The following is an 18831-nucleotide window of genomic DNA, read 5'->3' as shown; positions in this document are numbered from 1 at the left end:
GTCATGAGTGCACCTCCATCCGTCGCCATTATCAGCCCCGCGCTGGCCAGTGCCAATAACGGCAACTGGCATACCGCGCGACGCTGGGCGCACTGCCTGGCATCTCTGGCCCAGGTGCGCATCGAGCAGGAGTGGCGTGGCGCCAGCGCCAACTTTCTGATTGCCCTCCATGCCCGTCGCTCGGCGGCTTCGATCGCCGCCTTCGCCGAGCGTCATCCCGAGCGTCCGCTGATCGTGGTGCTGACCGGCACCGATCTCTACCGCGACATCGCGGTCGACAAAAGCGCGCAGCGCTCTCTGGCGCTGGCCAGCCACCTGGTGGTGCTGCAGGCGGAGGGGATCCAGGCCCTGCCGCCCGAATACGCGGCGAAGGCGCGGATCATCTACCAGTCGGCGCGCCCGCTGGTGCCAGGGCGGCGCAGCCGGCGCCATTTCGATCTGGCATTGGTCGGCCACCTGCGGCCCGAGAAGGACCCGTTGACGGCAGTGCGCGCCTTGCGCCGCCTGCCGGCCGAACTGCCGCTGCGGCTGTTTCATATCGGCAACGACCTCGATCCGGCGCTCGCCGCCGAGGTGCACGCTTTGGCCGCCGCCGATCCGCGCTATCGTGCGCTGGGCGCCCTGTCACAGGCGGCGACGCGGCAGCGCATCAAGCGCTGCCACCTGTTGTTGCTGCCCTCGCTGATGGAAGGGGGCGCCAATGTATTGATCGAGGCCGTGACCAGCGGGGTTCCGGTACTCGGCAGCGACATTGCCGGCAACCGCGGCATGCTCGGCGCGGATTATCCCGGCTGGTTTCCGGTCGGCGATGCGGCGCGTCTGGCCGAGCTGATTTCGACCGCGATGCACGATCCGGACTACTACGCGAGCCTGTCCCGGCGTTGCGCCGAGCAGGTATCCCTGTTTTCCCCGACACACGAATGCGCTTCCGTGCGCAGCCTTCTGGACTTGAAAAGGTAATTGAACCCATGAATTCCAACAAGCTTTCCGCCAATCCGATCCGTCTTACTTCGTTCAGCCATGGCGGCGGCTGCGGCTGCAAGGTCGCTCCCGGCTTGCTGACCGAAATCCTGCGCGGCGTGCGCAACTTTCCGGTACCAAAGGAATTGCTGGTAGGCATCGAAACCGCGGACGACGCCGCGGTGTATCGCCTCAACGACCAGCAGGCGTTGATCGCGACGACGGACTTTTTTATGCCCATCGTCGACGATCCCTTCGACTTCGGCCGCATCGCCGCCACCAACGCGATCAGCGACGTGTATGCCATGGGCGGCACACCGATCATGGCGCTGGCCCTGGTCGGCATGCCGATCGACAAGCTGCCGATCGAGGTCATCGGCAAGATCCTCGAGGGCGGCGAAAGCGTCTGCGCCGCGGCCGGCATCCCGATCGCCGGCGGCCACACCATCGATTCCGTCGAACCGATCTATGGCCTGGTGGTGATGGGCCTGGTACACCCCGACAAGGTCAAGACCAACGCCGGCGCGCGCGCCGGCGACGTGCTGGTCCTCGGCAAGCCGCTCGGCGTCGGCGTCTTGTCGGCGGCGCTGAAGAAGGGGGCGCTGGATGCCGCGGGCTATGCCGCGATGATCGCCAGCACCACCCAGCTCAACACGCCGGGCCGGCAACTGGCCAATCTCGATACCGTGCATGCCCTGACCGACATAACCGGCTTCGGCCTGCTCGGCCACCTGCTGGAGGTGTGCCGCGGCGCCCAGCTCACGGCATCCCTCGACATGGCGGCGATTCCGATGCTGGCCGGGGTGGAACAACTGGCGACGGCGGGCTATATCACCGGCGCCTCGGCGCGCAACTGGACCGCCTACGGCGATGACGTCACGCTGGACGCCGCGATCACGACCATGCAACGCGCGCTGCTGACCGATCCGCAGACCAGCGGCGGCCTGCTGGTGGCCTGCGATCCGACAGCGGTCGACGCCGTGCTGGAGGTGTTCCGTGCCGAAGGTTTTGCCGCGGCCGCGGTGGTTGGTCGCCTGGAGTCGGGGCCGGCACGGGTGACCGTGGGCGCTTAGCCGCTCTTGCTTCCGGTCGCCGACAGCGCCTCAGTCGGCAAGCAGCAGAAACACGGTGGGGCGCTTGTCCAGTTGTGGCGTTGCGGTCGCCTTCCAGTCCGCGATGCGGCGCGTGGCGATTTGCTCGCTGGAGAGGCTCAGGTCGGTCGCCAGGCAAAGGCGCGTCTTCGGTTTGCAGGCCAGCAGCAAGGTATTGAACAAGGCCTGATTCCGGTAGGGCGTTTCGATGAATATCTGGGTTTGCCGCAGGCGCGTCGATTCGCCTTCGAGTTCCACGATGCGGCGGCTGCGCTCGGGTTCGCGCGCAGGCAGGTAGCCGTGGAAGGCGAAGCGCTGGCCGTCCAGTCCGGAAGCCATCAGCCCCAGCAGCAGCGAGGAGGGGCCGACCAGGGGCTTGACGATAAGGCCCCGTTCGTGGGCGCGGCGCACCAGCAGGGCACCGGGATCGGCCACCGCCGGGCAGCCGGCCTCGGACATCAATCCCAGGTCATGACCAGTCTGCAGCGGTGCCAACAGGCGCTCGATGTCGGCGGCCGAGGGGGCTTCGGGCAGTTGTTCGATGGTCAGTTCGCGCAGGGGCCGCGGATGGCCGATGCGTTTCAGTTCGGCGCGCGCCGTCTTGGCATTTTCCGCGACGAAATGGGTCAGGCGGCAGGCCGCGTCACGGGTGGCTGCCGGCAGGCAGTTCTCCCATGGCGTGTCGCCGAGGGCGACCGGCAGCAGCCAGAGTGTGCCGGCCATCGGCTAGAGCGGCTTGCTGCGCATCACGGCAGTGCCACACCGGCGGCGCGCAACATGCCGCACAAGGCGATCAGCGGCAGGCCGATCAGGGCGTTGGGGTCGTCCCCGCGCAGATAGCTGAGCAGGGAGATCCCCAGTCCTTCGGATTTCGCGCTGCCGGCGCAGTTCAGCGCGTCTTCCTTGTCGAGATAAGCTGCGATTTCGGTGTCGCTGAGGTCGCGAAAGCCGACATGCGTGTCGACACAGGACACTTGTACCCGGTTGCTCAGGCTGTCGAGAAGGCACAATCCGGTATGGAAGACCACTTCTTTTCCGCGCATCAGGCGCAACTGGGCGATGGCATTCTCCCGCCTCCCCGGTTTGCCGAAGCGTTCGTTGCCGTGGGCTGCGACCTGGTCGGAGCCGATGATCAGCGCGTCGGGATAGCGCTGCATGACGGCGCGGGCCTTGGCCTCGGCCAGGCGCGTTGCGGTGGCCGCGGGTGCTTCTCCGGGCAGGGCCGATTCGTCGGTATCCGGTGCAATGGTTTCAAAAGGGAGCTGCAGGCGCGTCAGGAGTTCGCGGCGGAAGGGCGAGGTTGAGGCAAGAACGAGCAGGCGAGGCATGTTTCAGGCTTGAAAAAGGAGGGTCGAACATGATAGCATTCACTGTTTGTGTCGCGCGAGCGCTTGACTGTGTCTGATTCGATTGCCGGAACAGTTCTCGATTGCCTTGAATTCGCGCGCAGCGGCGGTGTGCTGGAACGCAGCGTGGGTCTGACTGAATTGCCGCGGCTGGCAGACGTTCTGGTCACAAGCGAAGGTTTTCTGTCGGTTCGCCTCGAAGGATGGCGGGACGACGCAGGTAAGTCGTGGTTGCAGGTGGATATCGCAGGCGAGCCGGTGCTGTGTTGCCAGCGATGTCTGGGCGGCGTGAAGTTCCCGCTGGCTATCAGCAGCCGGTTGCAGCTGATGGCGCCGGGGGAGGATTGGCCGGACGACGATCTGGTCGATGACAGTGCGGATGCCATAACAGCCGAAAAGGCGCTGGCGGTACTGTCGCTGGTTGAGGATGAAGTGTTGCTGGCGCTGCCCATCGCGCCGCGACATGAGCAGTGCGAAGCGCCTTCGGCGAACGCAACAGGACATGGCGCATCGCCGTTTGCGGCGCTGGCTGATTTTAAGAAGCATTGAAAACGTAGCAAAGCGGAGTTTCAGAGAAGGCTAACGCCAGCCCTATCGGCGTTAAGCGAGGCGGCCGCAACTAAAACGTAGCAAAGCGGAGTTTCAGAGAAGGCTAACGCCAGCCCCATCGGCGTTAAGCGAGGCGGCCGCAACTAAAACGTAGCAAAGCGAAGTTTCAGAGAAGGCTAATGCCCGCGCCAGCGGACGTTAGGCCGTAGCTAAACAAGGAGTAGCGAAATGGCTGTGCAACAGAACAAGAAGTCCCCATCCAAGCGCGGTATGCATCGTGCGCATGATTTTCTGACCAACCCGCCGCTGGCCGTCGAGCCGACCACGGGCGAGGTTCATCTGCGCCACCATATCTCGCCGTCCGGCGTGTATCGCGGCAAGAAGGTGGTAAAGGCCAAGGGCGAATAATCCACTTTGTTGAATCCGGCCGGGTGCGCGCTGCGCGTCCGGCCGTTTTTATATAAAGAGCCCTGGGATGTCGATCACCCTCGCGGTGGATTGCATGGGCGGCGACCACGGTCCGTCGGTGACGCTGCCCGCTGTTTTTGAATTCCTGCGTCATGACACCGATTGCGCCGCCATCCTGGTCGGCCGCGAGGATGTCCTGCGTCCGCAGGTGGAGCGCGAGGCTGCCGAATTTGGCGCGCGTCTGGCGATCCGTCATGCCTCCGAAGTGGTCGAGATGGACGAGGCCGTGGCCAGTGCGTTGCGCGGCAAGAAGGATTCCTCGATGCGCGTCGCCGTCGATCTGGTCAAGCAGGGGGCGGCCGATGCGGCGGTATCGGCCGGCAACACCGGCGCTCTGATGGCGGTATCGCGCTTCGTGCTGAAAACCCTGCCCGGCATCGACCGGCCGGCCATCTGCTCCATCCTGCCGTCGCAGCGCGGCAGCACCTATGTGCTGGATCTCGGCGCCAATGTCGATTGCACCCCGGAACACCTGCTGCAGTTCGGCATCATGGGTTCCCTGCTGGTGTCGGCGCTGGAACACAAGGAACGGCCCAGCGTGGGCCTGCTGAATATCGGCGAGGAAGCGATCAAGGGCAACGACGCCGTCAAGCGTGCCGCAGAATTGCTGCGCGCCACCGACCTGAATTTCGTCGGCAACGTCGAAGGCAATGACATCTTCAAGGGAACGGCCGACGTCGTGGTGTGCGACGGCTTTGTCGGGAATGTCACCCTGAAGGCCGCCGAGGGCCTGGCCCACATGATAGGCGGCGGACTCAAGGAAGAGTTCTCTCGCAACATTTTCACCAAACTGGCGGCCCTGGTCGCGATGCCCGTGCTGAAGTCGTTTCGCCAGCGCTTCGATCCGCGTCGCTACAACGGAGCCAGCCTGCTCGGCCTCAAGGGCATCGTGGTCAAGAGCCACGGCTCGGCCGATCAGTTGGCGTTCCGCTGCGCGCTGGAAAAGGCGGCCGAAGAAGCCCGGCAGCGCCTGCCGGAGGCCATCGCCGCTCGCATGGCAGCCGTTGCCTCCCCGCGAAGCGAAATTTCGGGTACGCAGAGCGCGCCTGCGCCGACTCTCTGCGATCAATGAAAGTCGAGTGATGATATATACGCGAATCAGCGGTACCGGCAGCTATCTGCCGGGCGAGCCCGTCAGCAATGCGGCGTTGATCGCCGCGCACGGACTCGATTCTTCGGACGAGTGGATCGTCGAGCGCACCGGCATTCGCAGCCGCCATCTGGCTGCGGCGGGCGTCACCAGCAGCGATCTGGCGCTGGAAGCCAGCCGCCATGCGTTGCAGGCGGCCGGACGCACGGCTGCCGACGTCGATCTGATCATTGTCGCGACCTCGACGCCCGACTACGTGTTTCCGAGCGCGGCGGCCCTGCTGCAAAGCAAGCTGGGCAACATCAACGGCGCGGCGGCCTTCGACGTGCAGGCAGTCTGCAGCGGCTTCGTCTATGGGTTGACGATCGCCGACAAGTTCATTCGTTCCGGCTCGCACAAGTGCGCGCTGGTGGTCGGCGCCGAAGTTTTTTCGCGCATCCTCGACTGGAAGGATCGCGGCACTTGCGTGCTGTTCGGCGACGGCGCCGGCGCCGTGGTTCTGGAAGCGTCAGACCAGCCGGGCCTGCTGTCCAGCGCCTTCCACGCCGACGGCAGCCATCACGGCATCCTTTCGGTGCCGGGCCAGCTTTGCGGCGGCGTGGTCACCGGCGATCCCTTCCTGCGCATGGACGGGCAGGCCGTGTTCAAGTTTGCCGTCAAGGTTCTGGCCGACGTTGGCAACGAAGTGCTGGACGCCGCAGGCATGACCGCTGCCCAGGTGGACTGGCTGATTCCGCATCAGGCCAACGTGCGCATCATGCAGGCAACGGCGAAGCGGCTCCATATCGCACCGGAGAATTGCATCGTGACCGTAGGGCATCACGGCAATACGTCCGCGGCATCGATTCCGCTGGCGCTCGACGAGTCGGTACGCGCCGGTCGAATCCAGCGCGGCCAGCATCTGCTGCTCGAAGGTGTCGGTGGCGGCTTCACCTGGGGCGCGACCCTGCTCAAGTTCTGAACTCGAGAAAATCAACATGAAATTTGCATTAGTGTTTCCCGGCCAGGGTTCCCAATCGCTCGGCATGATGGCCGCCTATGGCGATGCGGCTGTAGTCCGCGCCACGTTCGACGAGGCGTCGGCCGCACTCGGCCGCGACTTGTGGCAACTGGTCAGCGAAGGTCCGGCCGAGGCGCTGAACCAGACCGTCAACACCCAGCCCCTGATGCTGACCGCAGGTATCGCCGTCTATCGTCTGTGGCTGGAAAAGGGGGGCGCGCAGCCGGCTCTGGTCGCGGGACACAGCCTGGGCGAGTATTCGGCGCTGGTGGCGGCCGGGGTGCTGCAGTTAAAGGATGCGGTGCCGCTGGTCGAACTGCGCGCCAAGGCCATGCAGGCTGCCGTGCCGGCCGGTGAGGGAGCGATGGCGGCGGTGATGGGCCTCGATGCCGCGGCCGTGATCGACGCCTGTGCCGAGGCGGCGCAGGGACAGGTGGTGCAGGCGGTGAATTTCAACGAGCCGAAGCAGACCGTGATCGCGGGCCACAAGGCGGCGGTCGAACGGGCGGCGGAACTGGTCAAGGCCAAAGGCGCCAAGCGCGCCCTGATGCTGCCGGTATCGGCGCCCTTCCATTGCTCGCTGATGCAGCCGGCCGCGGAAGCGCTGAAATCGCGTCTTGCGGATGTGAGCTTTGCCGCGCCGAAGTTCCCGGTGATCAACAATGTCGACGTCGCGCAGCTTGCCGATCCGGCTGCGATCAGGGATGCACTGGTGCGCCAGGCGGCCTCGCCGGTGCGCTGGGTCGAGACCATGCAGGCGATGCAGGCCGCCGGTGTCAGCCATGTGTTCGAATGCGGCCCCGGCAAGGTGCTGTCCGGATTGGTCAAGCGTTGCGTCGACAGCCTCAACGGCGGCGCCATGAATGACCTGGCGGCCGTGGATGCAGCGCTGACAGTCGTAAAGGAAAACTGATATGGCTGAGTTGCAAGGACAGATTGCCCTGGTGACGGGCGCTTCGCGCGGCCTGGGCCGCGCCATTGCGCTGGAACTGGCGGCGCAGGGCGCGACCGTGGTCGGCACCGCGACCACCGACGCGGGAGCAGCCGAGATCCAGAAGGCGCTGGATGCAGCCGGTGTCACCGGCTGGGGCGCGGCGGCGAATGTCACCGAGGCAGCGGCCTGCGAAGCGCTGATCGGTGAGATCGAGAAGAAATTCGGCGCGGTTTCGATACTGGTGAACAACGCCGGCATCACCCGCGACAATCTCGCCATGCGCATGAAGGACGACGAATGGGACCTGGTCATCGAGACCAATCTCAAGGCAGTGTTCCGTCTGTCCAAGCTGGTCATGCGTGGCATGATGAAGGCGCGCTTCGGGCGCATCATCAACATTACTTCGGTGGTCGGCGAAGCCGGCAATCCTGGCCAGGCCAACTACGCCGCCGCCAAGGCCGGCGTCGCCGGCATGAGCCGCGCGCTGGCGCAGGAACTCGGCAGCCGCAACATCACGGTGAACTGCGTGGCGCCGGGTTTCATCGATACCGACATGACGCGAGCGCTGCCCGAGGCACAACGCGACGCCCTGCTCGGCAAGATTCCGCTGGGCCGTCTCGGACAGCCCGACGAGATCGCCGCAACCGTGGCGTTTCTGGCGTCGAAGCGCGCCGGATACATCACAGGCAGCACACTGAATGTCAACGGCGGCATGTACATGGCTTGACCGGATGTCAAACCCGCGAGGGAGCCGGTGTTTTTGTTAAAATAAGCAGGTTTTTACCACCCGAACAACATAGGGAAGGAGTTTCAAGATGGAGAACATCGAACTACGCGTCAAGAAGATCGTCGCCGAGCAACTGGGCGTCAATGAAGCCGACATCAAGAACGAATCCAATTTCGTGGACGATCTCGGTGCCGATTCGCTCGACACGGTCGAACTGGTCATGGCGCTGGAAGAGGAGTTCGAATGCGAGATTCCTGACGAGGACGCAGAAAAGATCACCACCGTGCAGCAGGCAATTGACTACGTCAACGCCAACATCAAGAAGTAATTTCAAACCCGTTCCAATCCTTTTTCTCGGAGTTCATCGTGTCGCGACGCCGTGTGGTCGTCACCGGTCTGGGCCTTGTCTCGCCGGTTGGCAATAGCGTTCCAGAAGCCTGGAGCAACCTGACTGCCGGCAAGAGCGGCATCGGGCCGATCACCCGCTTTGATGCATCGGCCTTTGCGGCGCGCATTGCGGGTGAGGTAAAGGGTTTCGATGTTGCCGCCTATCTGTCGGCCAAGGAAGCGCGCCGGATGGATACCTTCATCCATTACGGCATGGCGGCCGGCATCCAGGCCTTCCGCGATTCCGGGATCGAGGTCAGCGCCGAAAACGCCGATCGCATTGGCGTGAACATCGGATCGGGCATCGGCGGTCTGCCGATGATCGAAGACACGCACGACGACTACCTGGCCGGCGGGCCGCGCAAGATTTCGCCTTTCTTCATTCCCGGCACCATCATCAACATGATCTCGGGCAACCTCTCGATCATGCTGGGTCTGAAGGGGCCGAATATTGCGGTAGTCACGGCCTGCACCACGGGCTTGCACGCCATCGGCATCAGTGCGCGCATGATCGAGTACGGCGATGCCGATGTGATGGTATGCGGCGGCGCCGAAGCGACGACAACGCCCCTGGCGGTCGGCGGCTTCGCCTCGGCCAAGGCCTTGTCGACGCGCAACGACGATCCGGCGACGGCGAGTCGTCCCTGGGACAGGGATCGCGACGGCTTCGTGCTCGGTGAAGGTTCCGGCGTGATGGTGCTCGAAGAATACGAACATGCCAGGGCGCGCGGCGCAAAGATCTACGCCGAGCTGGCCGGTTTCGGCATGAGCGGCGACGCCTACCACATGACCGCACCGGACACCGACGGTCCGCGGCGCAGCATGGTCAACGCGCTGAAGAACGCCGGCATCAATGCCGACGAAGTGCAGTACGTCAATGCTCATGGCACCTCCACGCCGCTCGGTGACAAGAACGAGACCGAGGCCATCAAGCTGGCTTTCGGCATCGATGCGGCGAAGAAACTGGTGGTGAATTCCACCAAGTCGATGACGGGCCACCTGCTGGGCGGCGCCGGTGGCCTCGAATCCGTGGTCACGGTGCTCGCCGTGCATCACCAGGTATCGCCGCCGACCATCAACATCTTCAACCAGGATCCGGAGTGCGATCTGGACTACTGCGCCAATACCGCAAGATCGATGAAGATCGATGTGGCGCTGAAGAACAACTTCGGTTTCGGCGGCACCAACGGCTCATTGGTCTTCCGCCGCATTTAGGTCGACCGGGCGATGAAGCAGGTCGCCACCCGTTCTGTTTCCATAAAGTCGTCGCGGCAGCTGCTGGTCATCCAGTCGCTGGCCCACCTTGCCGCTGCCGCCGCGGTGCTGGCCAGCCATGTTCCTTCGTGGCTGGCGGCGCTGCTCCTGTTTTTGGTCGGCGCGTCCCTGGCGCGCCTGCGCCGGTTGCTGCCGGTCGCGGGTCTGGTGCTCGGTGGCGACGGTCGCCTGCAGACAGTTGACGCTGACGGCACGGCGAGCGAGGCCACGGTGCATCCGCATACGCTGGTGCTGTCCTTCCTGATCGTGCTGCTGTATCGGCAGCACGGCCGCTTGCGCTCGCTGACGCTGCCTGGCGACAGTCTGACCGAGGAAGATTTTCGCCAGTTGCGGCTCTGGCTGCGCTGGCGCTCCGCACCGGCGAAACCGGCCTGAGCTGCTGCCCGCTCTGGTCTAGCGCGGGTGAAGTACCGTGTCCAGTGCGCGCGGCAGGGTTTCCGGGTAGTCGCGGCTGAAGTGGAGTCCGCGGCTTTCGTGACGGCGCAGCGCGCTTTTGACGATCAGGTGAGCCGTCAGCACCAGGTTGCGCAACTCGATGAGGTCGTTGCCCACCCGGTAGTTCACGTAGTACTCGTCGATTTCCTTTTCCAGCAGACGAATACGGTGCAGGGCGCGTTCCAGCCGCTTGTTGGTGCGCACGATACCGACGTAGTCCCACATGAAGCGGCGCAGCTCCGCCCAGTTGTGGGAGATGACGATTTCCTCGTCGGCGTCACGTACTCGGCTCTCGTCCCATTGCGGTAGATGCGGCAACGGTTCCACCGGTGCGGCGAGTATGTCCTGTGCCGCTGCGGCGGAAAACACCACGCATTCGAGCAGCGAATTGGAGGCCAGCCGATTGGCGCCGTGCAGGCCGGTGAAGGTGGCTTCGCCGATCGCATAGAGCCCGTTCAGATCGGTACGCGCGGCAAGATCGGTGACCACGCCGCCGCAGGTGTAATGGGCCGCAGGCACCACCGGAATGGGTTCGCGAGTGATATCGATTCCCAGTTGCAGGCAGCGCGCGAGGATGGTCGGAAAGTGATCCTTGAGGAACTCCGCCGACTTGTGCGTCATGTCGAGAAAAACGCAGTCGAGGCCATGGCGCTTCATTTCGAAGTCGATCGCACGGGCGACGATGTCACGCGGCGCAAGTTCGGCGCGGCTGTCATGGTCGGGCATGAAGCGCGTGCCGTCGGGCAGGCGCAACAGGCCGCCCTCGCCGCGCAGGGCTTCCGAAATCAGGAAGGACTTGGCGTGCGGGTGATACAGGCAGGTCGGATGGAACTGGATGAACTCCATGTTCGCCACCCGGCAGCCGGCACGCCAGGCCATGGCCACGCCGTCGCCGGTGGCCGTGTCGGGGTTCGTGGTGTAGAGATAGACCTTGCCGGCGCCGCCCGTGGCCAGCGCCGTGTGGCTGGCGCCCAGGGTCAGTACCCGGTCGCGGGCGATATCCAGCACATAGGCGCCGAGGCAGCGATTGCGTGGCAGGCCGAGTTTGGCTGCTGTGATCAGGTCGACCGCGATGTGCCGTTCCATGACGGTGATATTGGGGTGCTTCCTCACCAGCTCGGTCAAGGTCTCCTGCACGGCGGTGCCGGTTGCATCGGCGGCATGGATGATGCGGCGCTGGCCGTGGCCGCCTTCGCGTGTCAGGTGAAAGCCCAGCGAGGAATCGTCGGGCGTGAAGGGAACACCCCGTGCGATCAGCCAGTCGATGGCCTCGCGACCGTGCTCGACCACAAAGCGGGTGGCTGTCGGATCGCACAGGCCGGCGCCGGCCGTGAAGGTATCGCTGACATGGGCGTCGATCGTATCGGCGGGGTCGAGAACTGCTGCGATACCGCCTTGCGCCCAGGCCGAGGCCGAGTCCGCCAGCATCTTTTTGGTGACTAGGGCCACCCGGCGGCTGTCCGCGAGCCGCAGGGCCAGCGACTGTCCGGCCAGCCCGCTGCCGATGATGAGGACGTCGAAATGCTGAATGGCGGCTGGATTCATGGGGCGGGACTATATCACTGCTCGGAGTGTGGAACTATTTGCACAGGCCCCGGTCATTGTCGGCAGCGGCTGAGCTGCAGCAGCCGAAACGGTGACGAATGTGGGCTGAGTGACTTGTTATACTCGCTTGCGGCCAAAGTGAAGCCGCGCAATTTATCTGGCGAGAATAAACGGCAAAGCCCATGGGAGATCGCGAAGCAGACCGGATATTGGTCGAGCGGGTGCAGGCTGGTGACAAGCAGGCTTTCGGCCTGCTGGTTGCCAAGTACCAGCGCAAGCTTGCGCGTCTGATTTCGCGCATGGTGCGTGATTCAGCCGAGGTGGAGGATATTGTTCAGGACAGTTTCATTCGAGCTTATAGGGCCTTGCCGGGTTTTCGCAATGACAGCGCTTTTTATACCTGGCTGTACCGGATTGGCGTCAATACCGCAAAGAACTGGCTGATCACCCATGGCCGGCGCGCTTCGGCGACGACCGGGGTGGATAGCGAGGAGGCGGAAGGCTATGACGAAGCCGAGCTGCTGCGCGACAGCGATACTCCCGAGCGCCTGTTGATGACCAAGCAGATCGGCCAGACGGTAAATGCGGCGATGGAAGCGCTGCCGGAGGATTTGCGCACGGCGATCGTCTTGCGCGAAATAGATGGATTGTCGTACGAGGAAATAGCCAAGGTAATGGACTGCCCGATTGGAACCGTACGTTCGCGGATCTTCCGTGCACGCGACGCGATTTCGGCGAAATTGAGGCCTCTGCTCGATGCGGCCCCGGATAAACGATGGTGAGAACATGAAGACACGAATTTCTGCCCTGATGGATGGCGAGCTCGACGTCCAGGAGATTCCCGAAACGCTGCGGGCGATACGCCGCAGCGAGGATCTGCGCAGTCAATGGTGCGATTGCCAATTGATCGGCGCGGCCTTGCGGGGTGAACGGGAACTCGACGTCGATGTCACGACACGCGTTATGTCGGCGCTTGAACTCGAGCCTACGGTGATGGCGCCTGCACGGCGAAATAGCGCCGATTGGCAGCGGCCGGTCCTGGCTCTGGCGGCGTCCGCTGCCGGCGTTGCGGTCGTGGCCTGGCTGGCGCTGGCACCCGGTAGCGACGCGATGCCCGTAGGCACCGGCAACCTGGCCGGCACCAAGGCGGCAGTGGTGGCGCAGGCGACGCCGCGGCTGCAGGAGTATCTGGTGGCACATCAGGCCTATGCGCCGGCCGGCGCCATGGTCGGCGGTGCGCGCAATATCCGCACCGTTGCCGTATCGGGCGAGGGTCGTTGATGGCGTTTGTCCGCACCTCGCTGCTGCTCCTGTCCACCGTCCTGCTGCTTCCCGTTCCGGCCCTCGCCGACGATGGGCTGGCCTTGTTGCAGCGTATCGCGCAAGGGTCCCGGGAGCTGACCTACAGCGGCACTTTTGTCTATCGCAGCGGCGGCAAGGTCGACACCTCGCGCATAGCGCATTCGCTGCGAGATGGCATTGAATTCGAGCGCATCGAGGCCCTCGACGGTAGCCCGCGCGAGGTCATCCGCGCCGGCGGCGAAGTCAAATGCTTTTTTCCGGACGAGAAGCTGGTCATCATCGAGAACCGCTCCATCGGGCGCGGATTCCCGGCCCTGCTGCCAGCCGGGCTGGGCAGCCTGCCCGAACACTATGCCATTCGCAGTGGCGGACAGGGACGTGTCGCGGGGCTGAAGAGCCGTGCGGTATTGCTGCAGCCGCGCGACGACTTGCGCTATGGCCATGAGTTCTGGATGGACGCGGCCAGCGGTTTGCTGCTGAAGGCCAACCTGGTCGACGCGCGAGGCGAGACGCTGGAGTCCTTCGTGTTCACCCAGGTCAAGATCGGTGGCCCGCTCGAACATGGGGCGCTGCAGCCGCGTTTCAATACTGAACAAGTGCGAGTACAGCAGGTGCGGACGACGGAGCTCAAAGCGGACGACATGGACTGGATGTTTCGCACCCTGCTGCCGGGCTTCCGCAAGGTGGCGTCGATGAAGCGGCAGAGCGCTCCCGAGCAACCGGAAAGCCTGCACGTGGTGTTCTCCGATGGTCTGGCGTCGATCTCGGTATTCATCGAGCCCGGCGGCTCGGCCGGCGACGCTGAGACGGTGACCACGCTGGGACCGGTCAATGTGTACCGGCGCCAACTGGGCGATCATCGCGTGGTGGTCATGGGCGAGGTACCGGCACTGGCCGTCAGACGTCTCGGCGACGGCGTCGAACGGAGACGCAAATGAACCAGTGCGAAGCGGTGGTCGTGGCCGTGTCCGGCGACGAGGCCTGGGTTGAAGTGCCCGGGCGCGCCCCAAGTTGTGGCAACTGCAAGACCGCAGACGCTTGTCAGACGGGTCTGCTCGGATTGACCGCCGCGTCGCGCCGCTACCAGGTGGCCAATTCGATCGGCGCGCGCGTGGGCGATCACGTGCAACTGACCGTAGCCGGCGGCGCCCTGTGGCGCGCGTCTCTGATGTCCTATGTGCTGCCCTTGCTGCTGGCGATCGCCGGGGCAGCCGGCGGGCAGTCGCTGGCCGGCGATGCGGGGGCCATATTGGGAACGCTGGCGGGTCTCGGCGGCGGTCTCGCCTTGTTGCGCCGTAATGAAATGCGTGCGCGTCGCGAGGGTAGTCTGTATTCCTTGCAGGTTCAGACCAGGGAAGTACGATTCAAGGAGCAATCATGAAGAAATTTGTAGTCTCTCTCGCACTGGCTTGTTGCGCGGCGCTGCCCTTGCAGGCATACGCCCGCGACCTGCCCGACTTTACCGAACTGGTCGAAAAGCAGGGCGCCACGGTCGTCAATATAAGTACGACCCAGGTTATCAAGGGGCGCCGCGGCGGTCCGCAGTTTCCCTTCGATGGCGACGACGCAACGCAGGAGTTGTTGCGCCGCTTCTTCCCGGGGCAGATTCCGAATCATCCCGGCGTGCCGCAGGAGTTCAAGAACCGTTCGCTGGGTTCCGGCTTCATCGTCAGTGCCGACGGCCACATCCTGACCAATGCGCATGTGGTCGACGGGGCTGACGAAGTGCTGGTCAAACTCACCGACAAGCGCGAGTTCAAGGCCAAGGTGCTGGGCGCCGACAAGCGCACCGACGTCGCGCTGATCAAGATCGAAGCCAGCAATTTGCCGGTGGCCAGGCTGGGCGATTCGGTCAAGCTCAAGGTCGGCGAATGGGTGGTGGCGATCGGCTCGCCCTTCGGCTTCGAGAACACCGTTACCGCCGGCATTGTCAGCGCCAAGGGGCGCTCGCTGGCGCACGAGAACTACGTGCCCTTCATCCAGACCGACGTGGCGATCAATCCGGGCAACTCGGGCGGGCCGCTGTTCAACCTGAAGGGCGAGGTGATCGGCATCAATTCGCAGATCTATTCCCGTTCCGGCGGTTCCATGGGCCTTTCCTTCGCGATCCCGATCGATCTGGCGATCGACATCCAGAATCAGTTGAAGGCCAAGGGCAAGGTCAGCCGTGGCCGCCTCGGTATCGGCATCCAGGAAGTGAGCAAGGAACTGGCGGAGTCCTTCAATCTCGGCAAGCCGCAGGGCGCGCTGGTCGCCTCGGTGGAAAAGGGCTCGGTGGCTGACAAGGCCGGGATCGAGGTCGGCGACATCATTCTCAAGTTCGACGGCAGGGTGGTGAACGAGTCCGCCGATCTGCCGCGCATGGTGGGATCGACCCGCCCCGGCAACAAGTCGGTTGTGCAGGTCTGGCGCAAGGGCACCACCCGCGACCTCGGTGTCACGGTCGGCGAATTGGCGGACGAAGACGACAACAAGACGCGCCTTGCCGGCCGCAGCGGCAAGCCGGCCGAACCCCAGGCAGCCAACCGGCTCGGGTTGGTGCTGGCGGTGCCGACCGCGGAACAGAAGCGGGCGCTGGGCATCCAGCACGGCTTGATCGTCGAGGACGTCAAGAACGGCGGGGCCCGTTCCGAACTTCGCTCCGGCGACATCATCCTCTCGGCGATCGTCAAGGGCAGCCAGACCGACATCAAGTCGCTGGCGCAGTTCAACGACATGCTGCAGGGCGTTGAAAAGGGAGGCGCCATGACCCTGCTGGTGCGGCGTGGCGACTCGCAGACCTTCATTACCCTCAAGAGTCCCTCCGATAAATAAGCCGCCGCAGTTGCGGCTGTTCAGCCGCGACTATTGTCATCTGTGCCACGACATGCTCGCTGCGCTGGAAATCCTGCGCAGCGAGCCGGACGTGCCGTTTTTCGATATCGAGGTGGTGGACGTGGATGCCGATCCGGTCCTCGAGGCGAAATACAACGAACTGGTGCCGGTGCTGGCCGATGGCGAGGGCCGGGAGCTCTGTCACTACTTTCTCGACGCCGCGAAAGTGCGTGAGTATTTGGGTGCTTTGGGCTAAAATCTCCCTCTTGCTTCAATGCGTCCAAGGTGCTCAAGAGCTTGAATGAGCGCCTTTTTTATTGCTCCTATGGATCACATCCGCAACTTCTCCATCATTGCCCATATCGACCACGGTAAATCCACCCTGGCCGATCGCATCATCCATCGCTGTGGCGGTCTGTCCGACCGCGAGATGGAGGCGCAGGTGCTCGACTCGATGGATATCGAGCGTGAGCGCGGCATCACCATCAAGGCCCAGACCGCGGCCCTCAGCTACACGGCGCGCGATGGCAAGACCTACAACCTGAACCTGATCGACACACCGGGACATGTGGACTTCTCCTACGAGGTGAGCCGCTCGCTGTCCGCCTGCGAGGGCGCGCTGCTGGTGGTCGACGCCTCGCAGGGCGTCGAGGCGCAGACCGTGGCGAACTGCTACACGGCGATCGAACTCGGTGTCGACGTGGTGCCGGTGCTGAACAAGATCGACCTGCCGGCGGCCGACCCCGACAATGCGCGGCAGGAAATCGAGGACGTGATCGGCATCGACGCGACCGACGCGATTCTCTGTTCGGCCAAGACCGGGCTTGGTGTCGATGACGTGCTGGAAGCCGTCATCGCCCGCATCCCGCCGCCCAAGGGCGACCCCGCAGCGCCCTTGAAGGCCCTGATCATCGACTCCTGGTTCGACAACTATGTCGGCGTGGTGATGCTGGTACGTGTGGTGGACGGTACCCTGCGTGCCAAGGACAGGATATTGCTGATGGCGGAAGGTTCGCAGCACCTGTGCGAACAGGTCGGCGTGTTCACGCCCAAGTCGGTGACCCGCCCCGAGTTGCGCGCCGGCGAGGTCGGCTTCATCATCTCCGGCATCAAGGAACTCGACGCCGCCAAGGTGGGCGACACAGTGACCATCGCCGATCGCCGCGCCGCCCAGGCCTTGCCCGGCTTCAAGGAAATCAAGTCGCAGGTATTTGCCGGACTGTATCCGATCGAATCCAACCAGTACGACAGCCTGCGCGACTCGCTGGAGAAGCTCAAGCTCAACGATGCCTCGCTGCACTACGAGCCGGAAGTGTCGCAGGCGCTCGGTTTCGGCTTCCGCTGCGGCTTCCTCGGCCTCTTGCACATGGAGATCGTGCAGGAACGACTGGAACGCGAGTTCGACCAGGACCTGATCACCACCGCGCCGACAGTGGTGTACGAGGTGCTGATGCGCGACGGCAGCACCCTCCAGGTGGAAAACCCGGCCAAGCTGCCGGACGTCCAGAAAATGGAAGAAATCCGCGAGCCCATCATCACCACCAAGATTTTCGTGCCGCAGGAATATCTCGGCGCGGTGATCACCCTGTGCGAGAGCAAGCGCGGCTCGCAGGTGAACATGGCCTACCATGGCCGCCAGGTGCAGCTGACCTACGACATGCCGATGGCCGAAGTGGTGATGGATTTCTTCGACAAGCTGAAGTCCGTTTCGCGCGGCTATGCCTCGCTCGACTACGAGTTCAAGGAGTATCGGGCCGCCGACGTGTGCAAGCTCGACGTGCTGATCAACGGTGACAAGGTCGATGCCCTGTCGCTGATCGTGCATCGCGCCAATGCGCCGTATCGCGGTCGTGAGCTGGCGGCCAAGATGCGCGAGCTGATTCCGCGCCAGATGTACGACGTCGCCATCCAGGCGGCGATCGGCTCGACCATCGTGGCCCGCGAGAACGTCAAGGCCATGCGCAAGGATGTGCTGGCCAAGTGCTACGGCGGCGACATCACGCGCAAGAAGAAACTGCTGGAAAAGCAGAAGGCCGGCAAGAAGCGCATGAAGCAGGTCGGCAGTGTCGAAATTCCGCAGGAGGCTTTCCTCGCGGTGTTGCGTGTGGGTGACAAATGAACTTTGCACTGATACTTTTCATACTCGTTGTTGCCACCGGCATCATCTGGGCCTTCGATTATTTCTGGGCCAGGAAGAAGCGCCCGCCGGACGCCAAGGATCCGTGGTGGGTCGAATACGGCGGCAGTTTCTTCCCCGTCATTCTCGCGGTCTTCCTGCTGCGCTCGTTTCTCGTGGAACCCTTCAAGATTCCCTCCGGCTCGATGATTCCGACCCTGCTGGTGGGCGATTTCATCCTGGTCAACAAATACACCTATGGCGTGCGCCTGCCGGTGATCAACAAGAAGGTCGTTGCGCTCAATTCGCCGCAGCGCGGGGACGTGGTGGTGTTTCGCTACCCGCCGGATCCTTCGCTCGACTACATCAAGCGCGTGGTCGGCTTGCCGGGCGACAAGGTGGTCTACCGCAACAAGAAGCTGAGCGTCAACGGCAAGGAAATCGTGCAGAAGAAGACCGACGATTATCTCGATCGCGACCGCCTGTTCTACACGCCGCGCTTCGTCGAAACCCTGGGCAGCGTGGACCATCAAATCCTGGTCGAGGCCGACGCGCCATCCTTCGTGCAGCAAAGCGTGCGCTTTCCGTACGCCGACAAATGTCACTACAATAGTGAGGGCGTGAGTTGCGAGGTACCGCCCGGGCACTATTTCATGATGGGCGACAATCGCGACAATTCGCAGGACAGCCGTTTCTGGGGCTTTGTTCCCGACGCGAACCTGGTCGGCAAGGCGTTCTTCATCTGGTTCAATTTTTCCGATCTGAAGCGGGTCGGCTCGTTTAACTAGGGGC

22 protein-coding genes are annotated in these 18831 nt (G+C 63.7%); 19 read left to right on the top strand and 3 right to left on the bottom strand.

Annotation, left to right across the window (positions count from 1 at the left end; translation table 11 throughout):
- Window positions 1–3 precede the first annotated feature (3 nt).
- Both senB and selD read left to right on the top strand, forming a co-directional pair.
- Complete coding sequence (gene senB, locus RMO95_RS19270) at window positions 4–960, top strand: selenoneine biosynthesis selenosugar synthase SenB (RefSeq protein ID WP_310452288.1); 957 nt, start codon at window positions 4–6, stop codon at window positions 958–960.
- 8 nt (window positions 961–968) lie between these two features.
- On the top strand, window positions 969–2033 hold the full coding sequence (gene selD / locus RMO95_RS19265; RefSeq protein ID WP_310452287.1) for a selenide, water dikinase SelD: 1065 nt from the start codon (window positions 969–971) through the stop codon (window positions 2031–2033).
- A 30-nt stretch (window positions 2034–2063) separates the two neighbouring features.
- Here the strand turns inward: selD and RMO95_RS19260 are convergent, their stop codons facing one another.
- Window positions 2064–2774: an SAM-dependent methyltransferase gene (locus tag RMO95_RS19260; protein ID WP_310452286.1), complete on the bottom strand. Its 711-nt coding sequence runs from the start codon at window positions 2772–2774 to the stop codon at window positions 2064–2066.
- Window positions 2775–2797: 23 nt separating this feature from the next.
- A complete protein-coding gene (locus RMO95_RS19255; protein ID WP_310452285.1) occupies window positions 2798–3379 on the bottom strand; it encodes a Maf family protein in 582 nt (193 codons plus the stop codon).
- A gap of 48 nt (window positions 3380–3427) precedes the next feature.
- On the opposite strand from RMO95_RS19255, the gene RMO95_RS19250 reads away from it, so the two are divergent.
- The 9 genes from RMO95_RS19250 (at window position 3428) to RMO95_RS19210 (ending at window position 10202) form a co-directional block, all read left to right on the top strand.
- Window positions 3428–3946 (top strand): YceD family protein, encoded by a 519-nt coding sequence (locus RMO95_RS19250; protein ID WP_310452284.1) that lies wholly within the window; start codon window positions 3428–3430, stop codon window positions 3944–3946.
- 228 nt (window positions 3947–4174) lie between these two features.
- Window positions 4175–4354, top strand: coding sequence for a 50S ribosomal protein L32 (gene rpmF / locus RMO95_RS19245; RefSeq protein WP_041099239.1), 180 nt, complete (start codon window positions 4175–4177; stop codon window positions 4352–4354).
- 67 nt (window positions 4355–4421) lie between these two features.
- Entirely contained in the window at window positions 4422–5486 is a 1065-nt protein-coding gene (plsX, locus tag RMO95_RS19240; protein WP_310452283.1) for a phosphate acyltransferase PlsX, read from the top strand.
- Between the two features lie 10 nt (window positions 5487–5496).
- Window positions 5497–6465 carry a beta-ketoacyl-ACP synthase III gene (locus RMO95_RS19235; RefSeq protein WP_310452282.1) on the top strand — a complete coding sequence of 323 codons (969 nt, stop codon included), beginning with the start codon at window positions 5497–5499 and terminating at the stop codon, window positions 6463–6465.
- A gap of 16 nt (window positions 6466–6481) precedes the next feature.
- A complete protein-coding gene (gene fabD, locus RMO95_RS19230; protein WP_310452281.1) occupies window positions 6482–7417 on the top strand; it encodes an ACP S-malonyltransferase in 936 nt (311 codons plus the stop codon).
- Window position 7418: 1 nt separating this feature from the next.
- Window positions 7419–8165 carry a 3-oxoacyl-ACP reductase FabG gene (fabG, locus tag RMO95_RS19225; protein WP_310452280.1) on the top strand — a complete coding sequence of 249 codons (747 nt, stop codon included), beginning with the start codon at window positions 7419–7421 and terminating at the stop codon, window positions 8163–8165.
- 88 nt (window positions 8166–8253) lie between these two features.
- Complete coding sequence (gene acpP, locus RMO95_RS19220; protein ID WP_310452279.1) at window positions 8254–8493, top strand: acyl carrier protein; 240 nt, start codon at window positions 8254–8256, stop codon at window positions 8491–8493.
- 38 nt (window positions 8494–8531) lie between these two features.
- Complete coding sequence (fabF, locus tag RMO95_RS19215) at window positions 8532–9767, top strand: beta-ketoacyl-ACP synthase II (RefSeq protein WP_310452278.1); 1236 nt, start codon at window positions 8532–8534, stop codon at window positions 9765–9767.
- A gap of 12 nt (window positions 9768–9779) precedes the next feature.
- Window positions 9780–10202, top strand: coding sequence for a protein YgfX (locus RMO95_RS19210; RefSeq protein WP_310452277.1), 423 nt, complete (start codon window positions 9780–9782; stop codon window positions 10200–10202).
- 18 nt (window positions 10203–10220) lie between these two features.
- Here the strand turns inward: RMO95_RS19210 and nadB are convergent, their stop codons facing one another.
- Window positions 10221–11807: an L-aspartate oxidase gene (nadB, locus tag RMO95_RS19205; RefSeq protein ID WP_310452276.1), complete on the bottom strand. Its 1587-nt coding sequence runs from the start codon at window positions 11805–11807 to the stop codon at window positions 10221–10223.
- Window positions 11808–11989: 182 nt separating this feature from the next.
- Here nadB and rpoE point away from each other — a divergent pair, with 182 nt between their 5' ends.
- From rpoE to lepB, 8 genes are all read left to right on the top strand, one after another.
- On the top strand, window positions 11990–12589 hold the full coding sequence (gene rpoE / locus RMO95_RS19200) for an RNA polymerase sigma factor RpoE (protein ID WP_310452275.1): 600 nt from the start codon (window positions 11990–11992) through the stop codon (window positions 12587–12589).
- Window positions 12590–12593: 4 nt separating this feature from the next.
- Complete coding sequence (locus RMO95_RS19195; protein ID WP_310452274.1) at window positions 12594–13088, top strand: sigma-E factor negative regulatory protein; 495 nt, start codon at window positions 12594–12596, stop codon at window positions 13086–13088.
- On the top strand, window positions 13088–14047 hold the full coding sequence (locus RMO95_RS19190) for a MucB/RseB C-terminal domain-containing protein (protein WP_310452273.1): 960 nt from the start codon (window positions 13088–13090) through the stop codon (window positions 14045–14047). The genes RMO95_RS19195 and RMO95_RS19190 overlap by 1 nt, the downstream gene beginning before the upstream one ends.
- A complete protein-coding gene (locus tag RMO95_RS19185) occupies window positions 14044–14490 on the top strand; it encodes a SoxR reducing system RseC family protein (protein ID WP_310452272.1) in 447 nt (148 codons plus the stop codon). The genes RMO95_RS19190 and RMO95_RS19185 overlap by 4 nt, the downstream gene beginning before the upstream one ends.
- Window positions 14487–15923: a DegQ family serine endoprotease gene (locus tag RMO95_RS19180; RefSeq protein WP_310452271.1), complete on the top strand. Its 1437-nt coding sequence runs from the start codon at window positions 14487–14489 to the stop codon at window positions 15921–15923. The genes RMO95_RS19185 and RMO95_RS19180 overlap by 4 nt, the downstream gene beginning before the upstream one ends.
- Complete coding sequence (locus RMO95_RS19175; protein ID WP_310452270.1) at window positions 15874–16179, top strand: glutaredoxin family protein; 306 nt, start codon at window positions 15874–15876, stop codon at window positions 16177–16179. The genes RMO95_RS19180 and RMO95_RS19175 overlap by 50 nt, the downstream gene beginning before the upstream one ends.
- A 69-nt stretch (window positions 16180–16248) precedes the next feature.
- Window positions 16249–18042, top strand: coding sequence for a translation elongation factor 4 (gene lepA, locus RMO95_RS19170; protein WP_310452324.1), 1794 nt, complete (start codon window positions 16249–16251; stop codon window positions 18040–18042).
- Window positions 18039–18827, top strand: a complete 789-nt coding sequence (gene lepB, locus RMO95_RS19165) for a signal peptidase I (protein ID WP_310452269.1) — start codon at window positions 18039–18041, stop codon at window positions 18825–18827. The genes lepA and lepB overlap by 4 nt, the downstream gene beginning before the upstream one ends.
- The last annotated feature ends 4 nt before the right edge of the window (window positions 18828–18831 follow it).

Source organism: Sulfuritalea sp. (genome assembly GCF_031426875.1).
In the GTDB taxonomy this organism is placed as follows: domain Bacteria; phylum Pseudomonadota; class Gammaproteobacteria; order Burkholderiales; family Rhodocyclaceae; genus Sulfuritalea.
The sequence above is the reverse complement of the archived record's forward strand: the minus strand, read 5'-3'. Positions and strand labels throughout refer to the sequence as shown.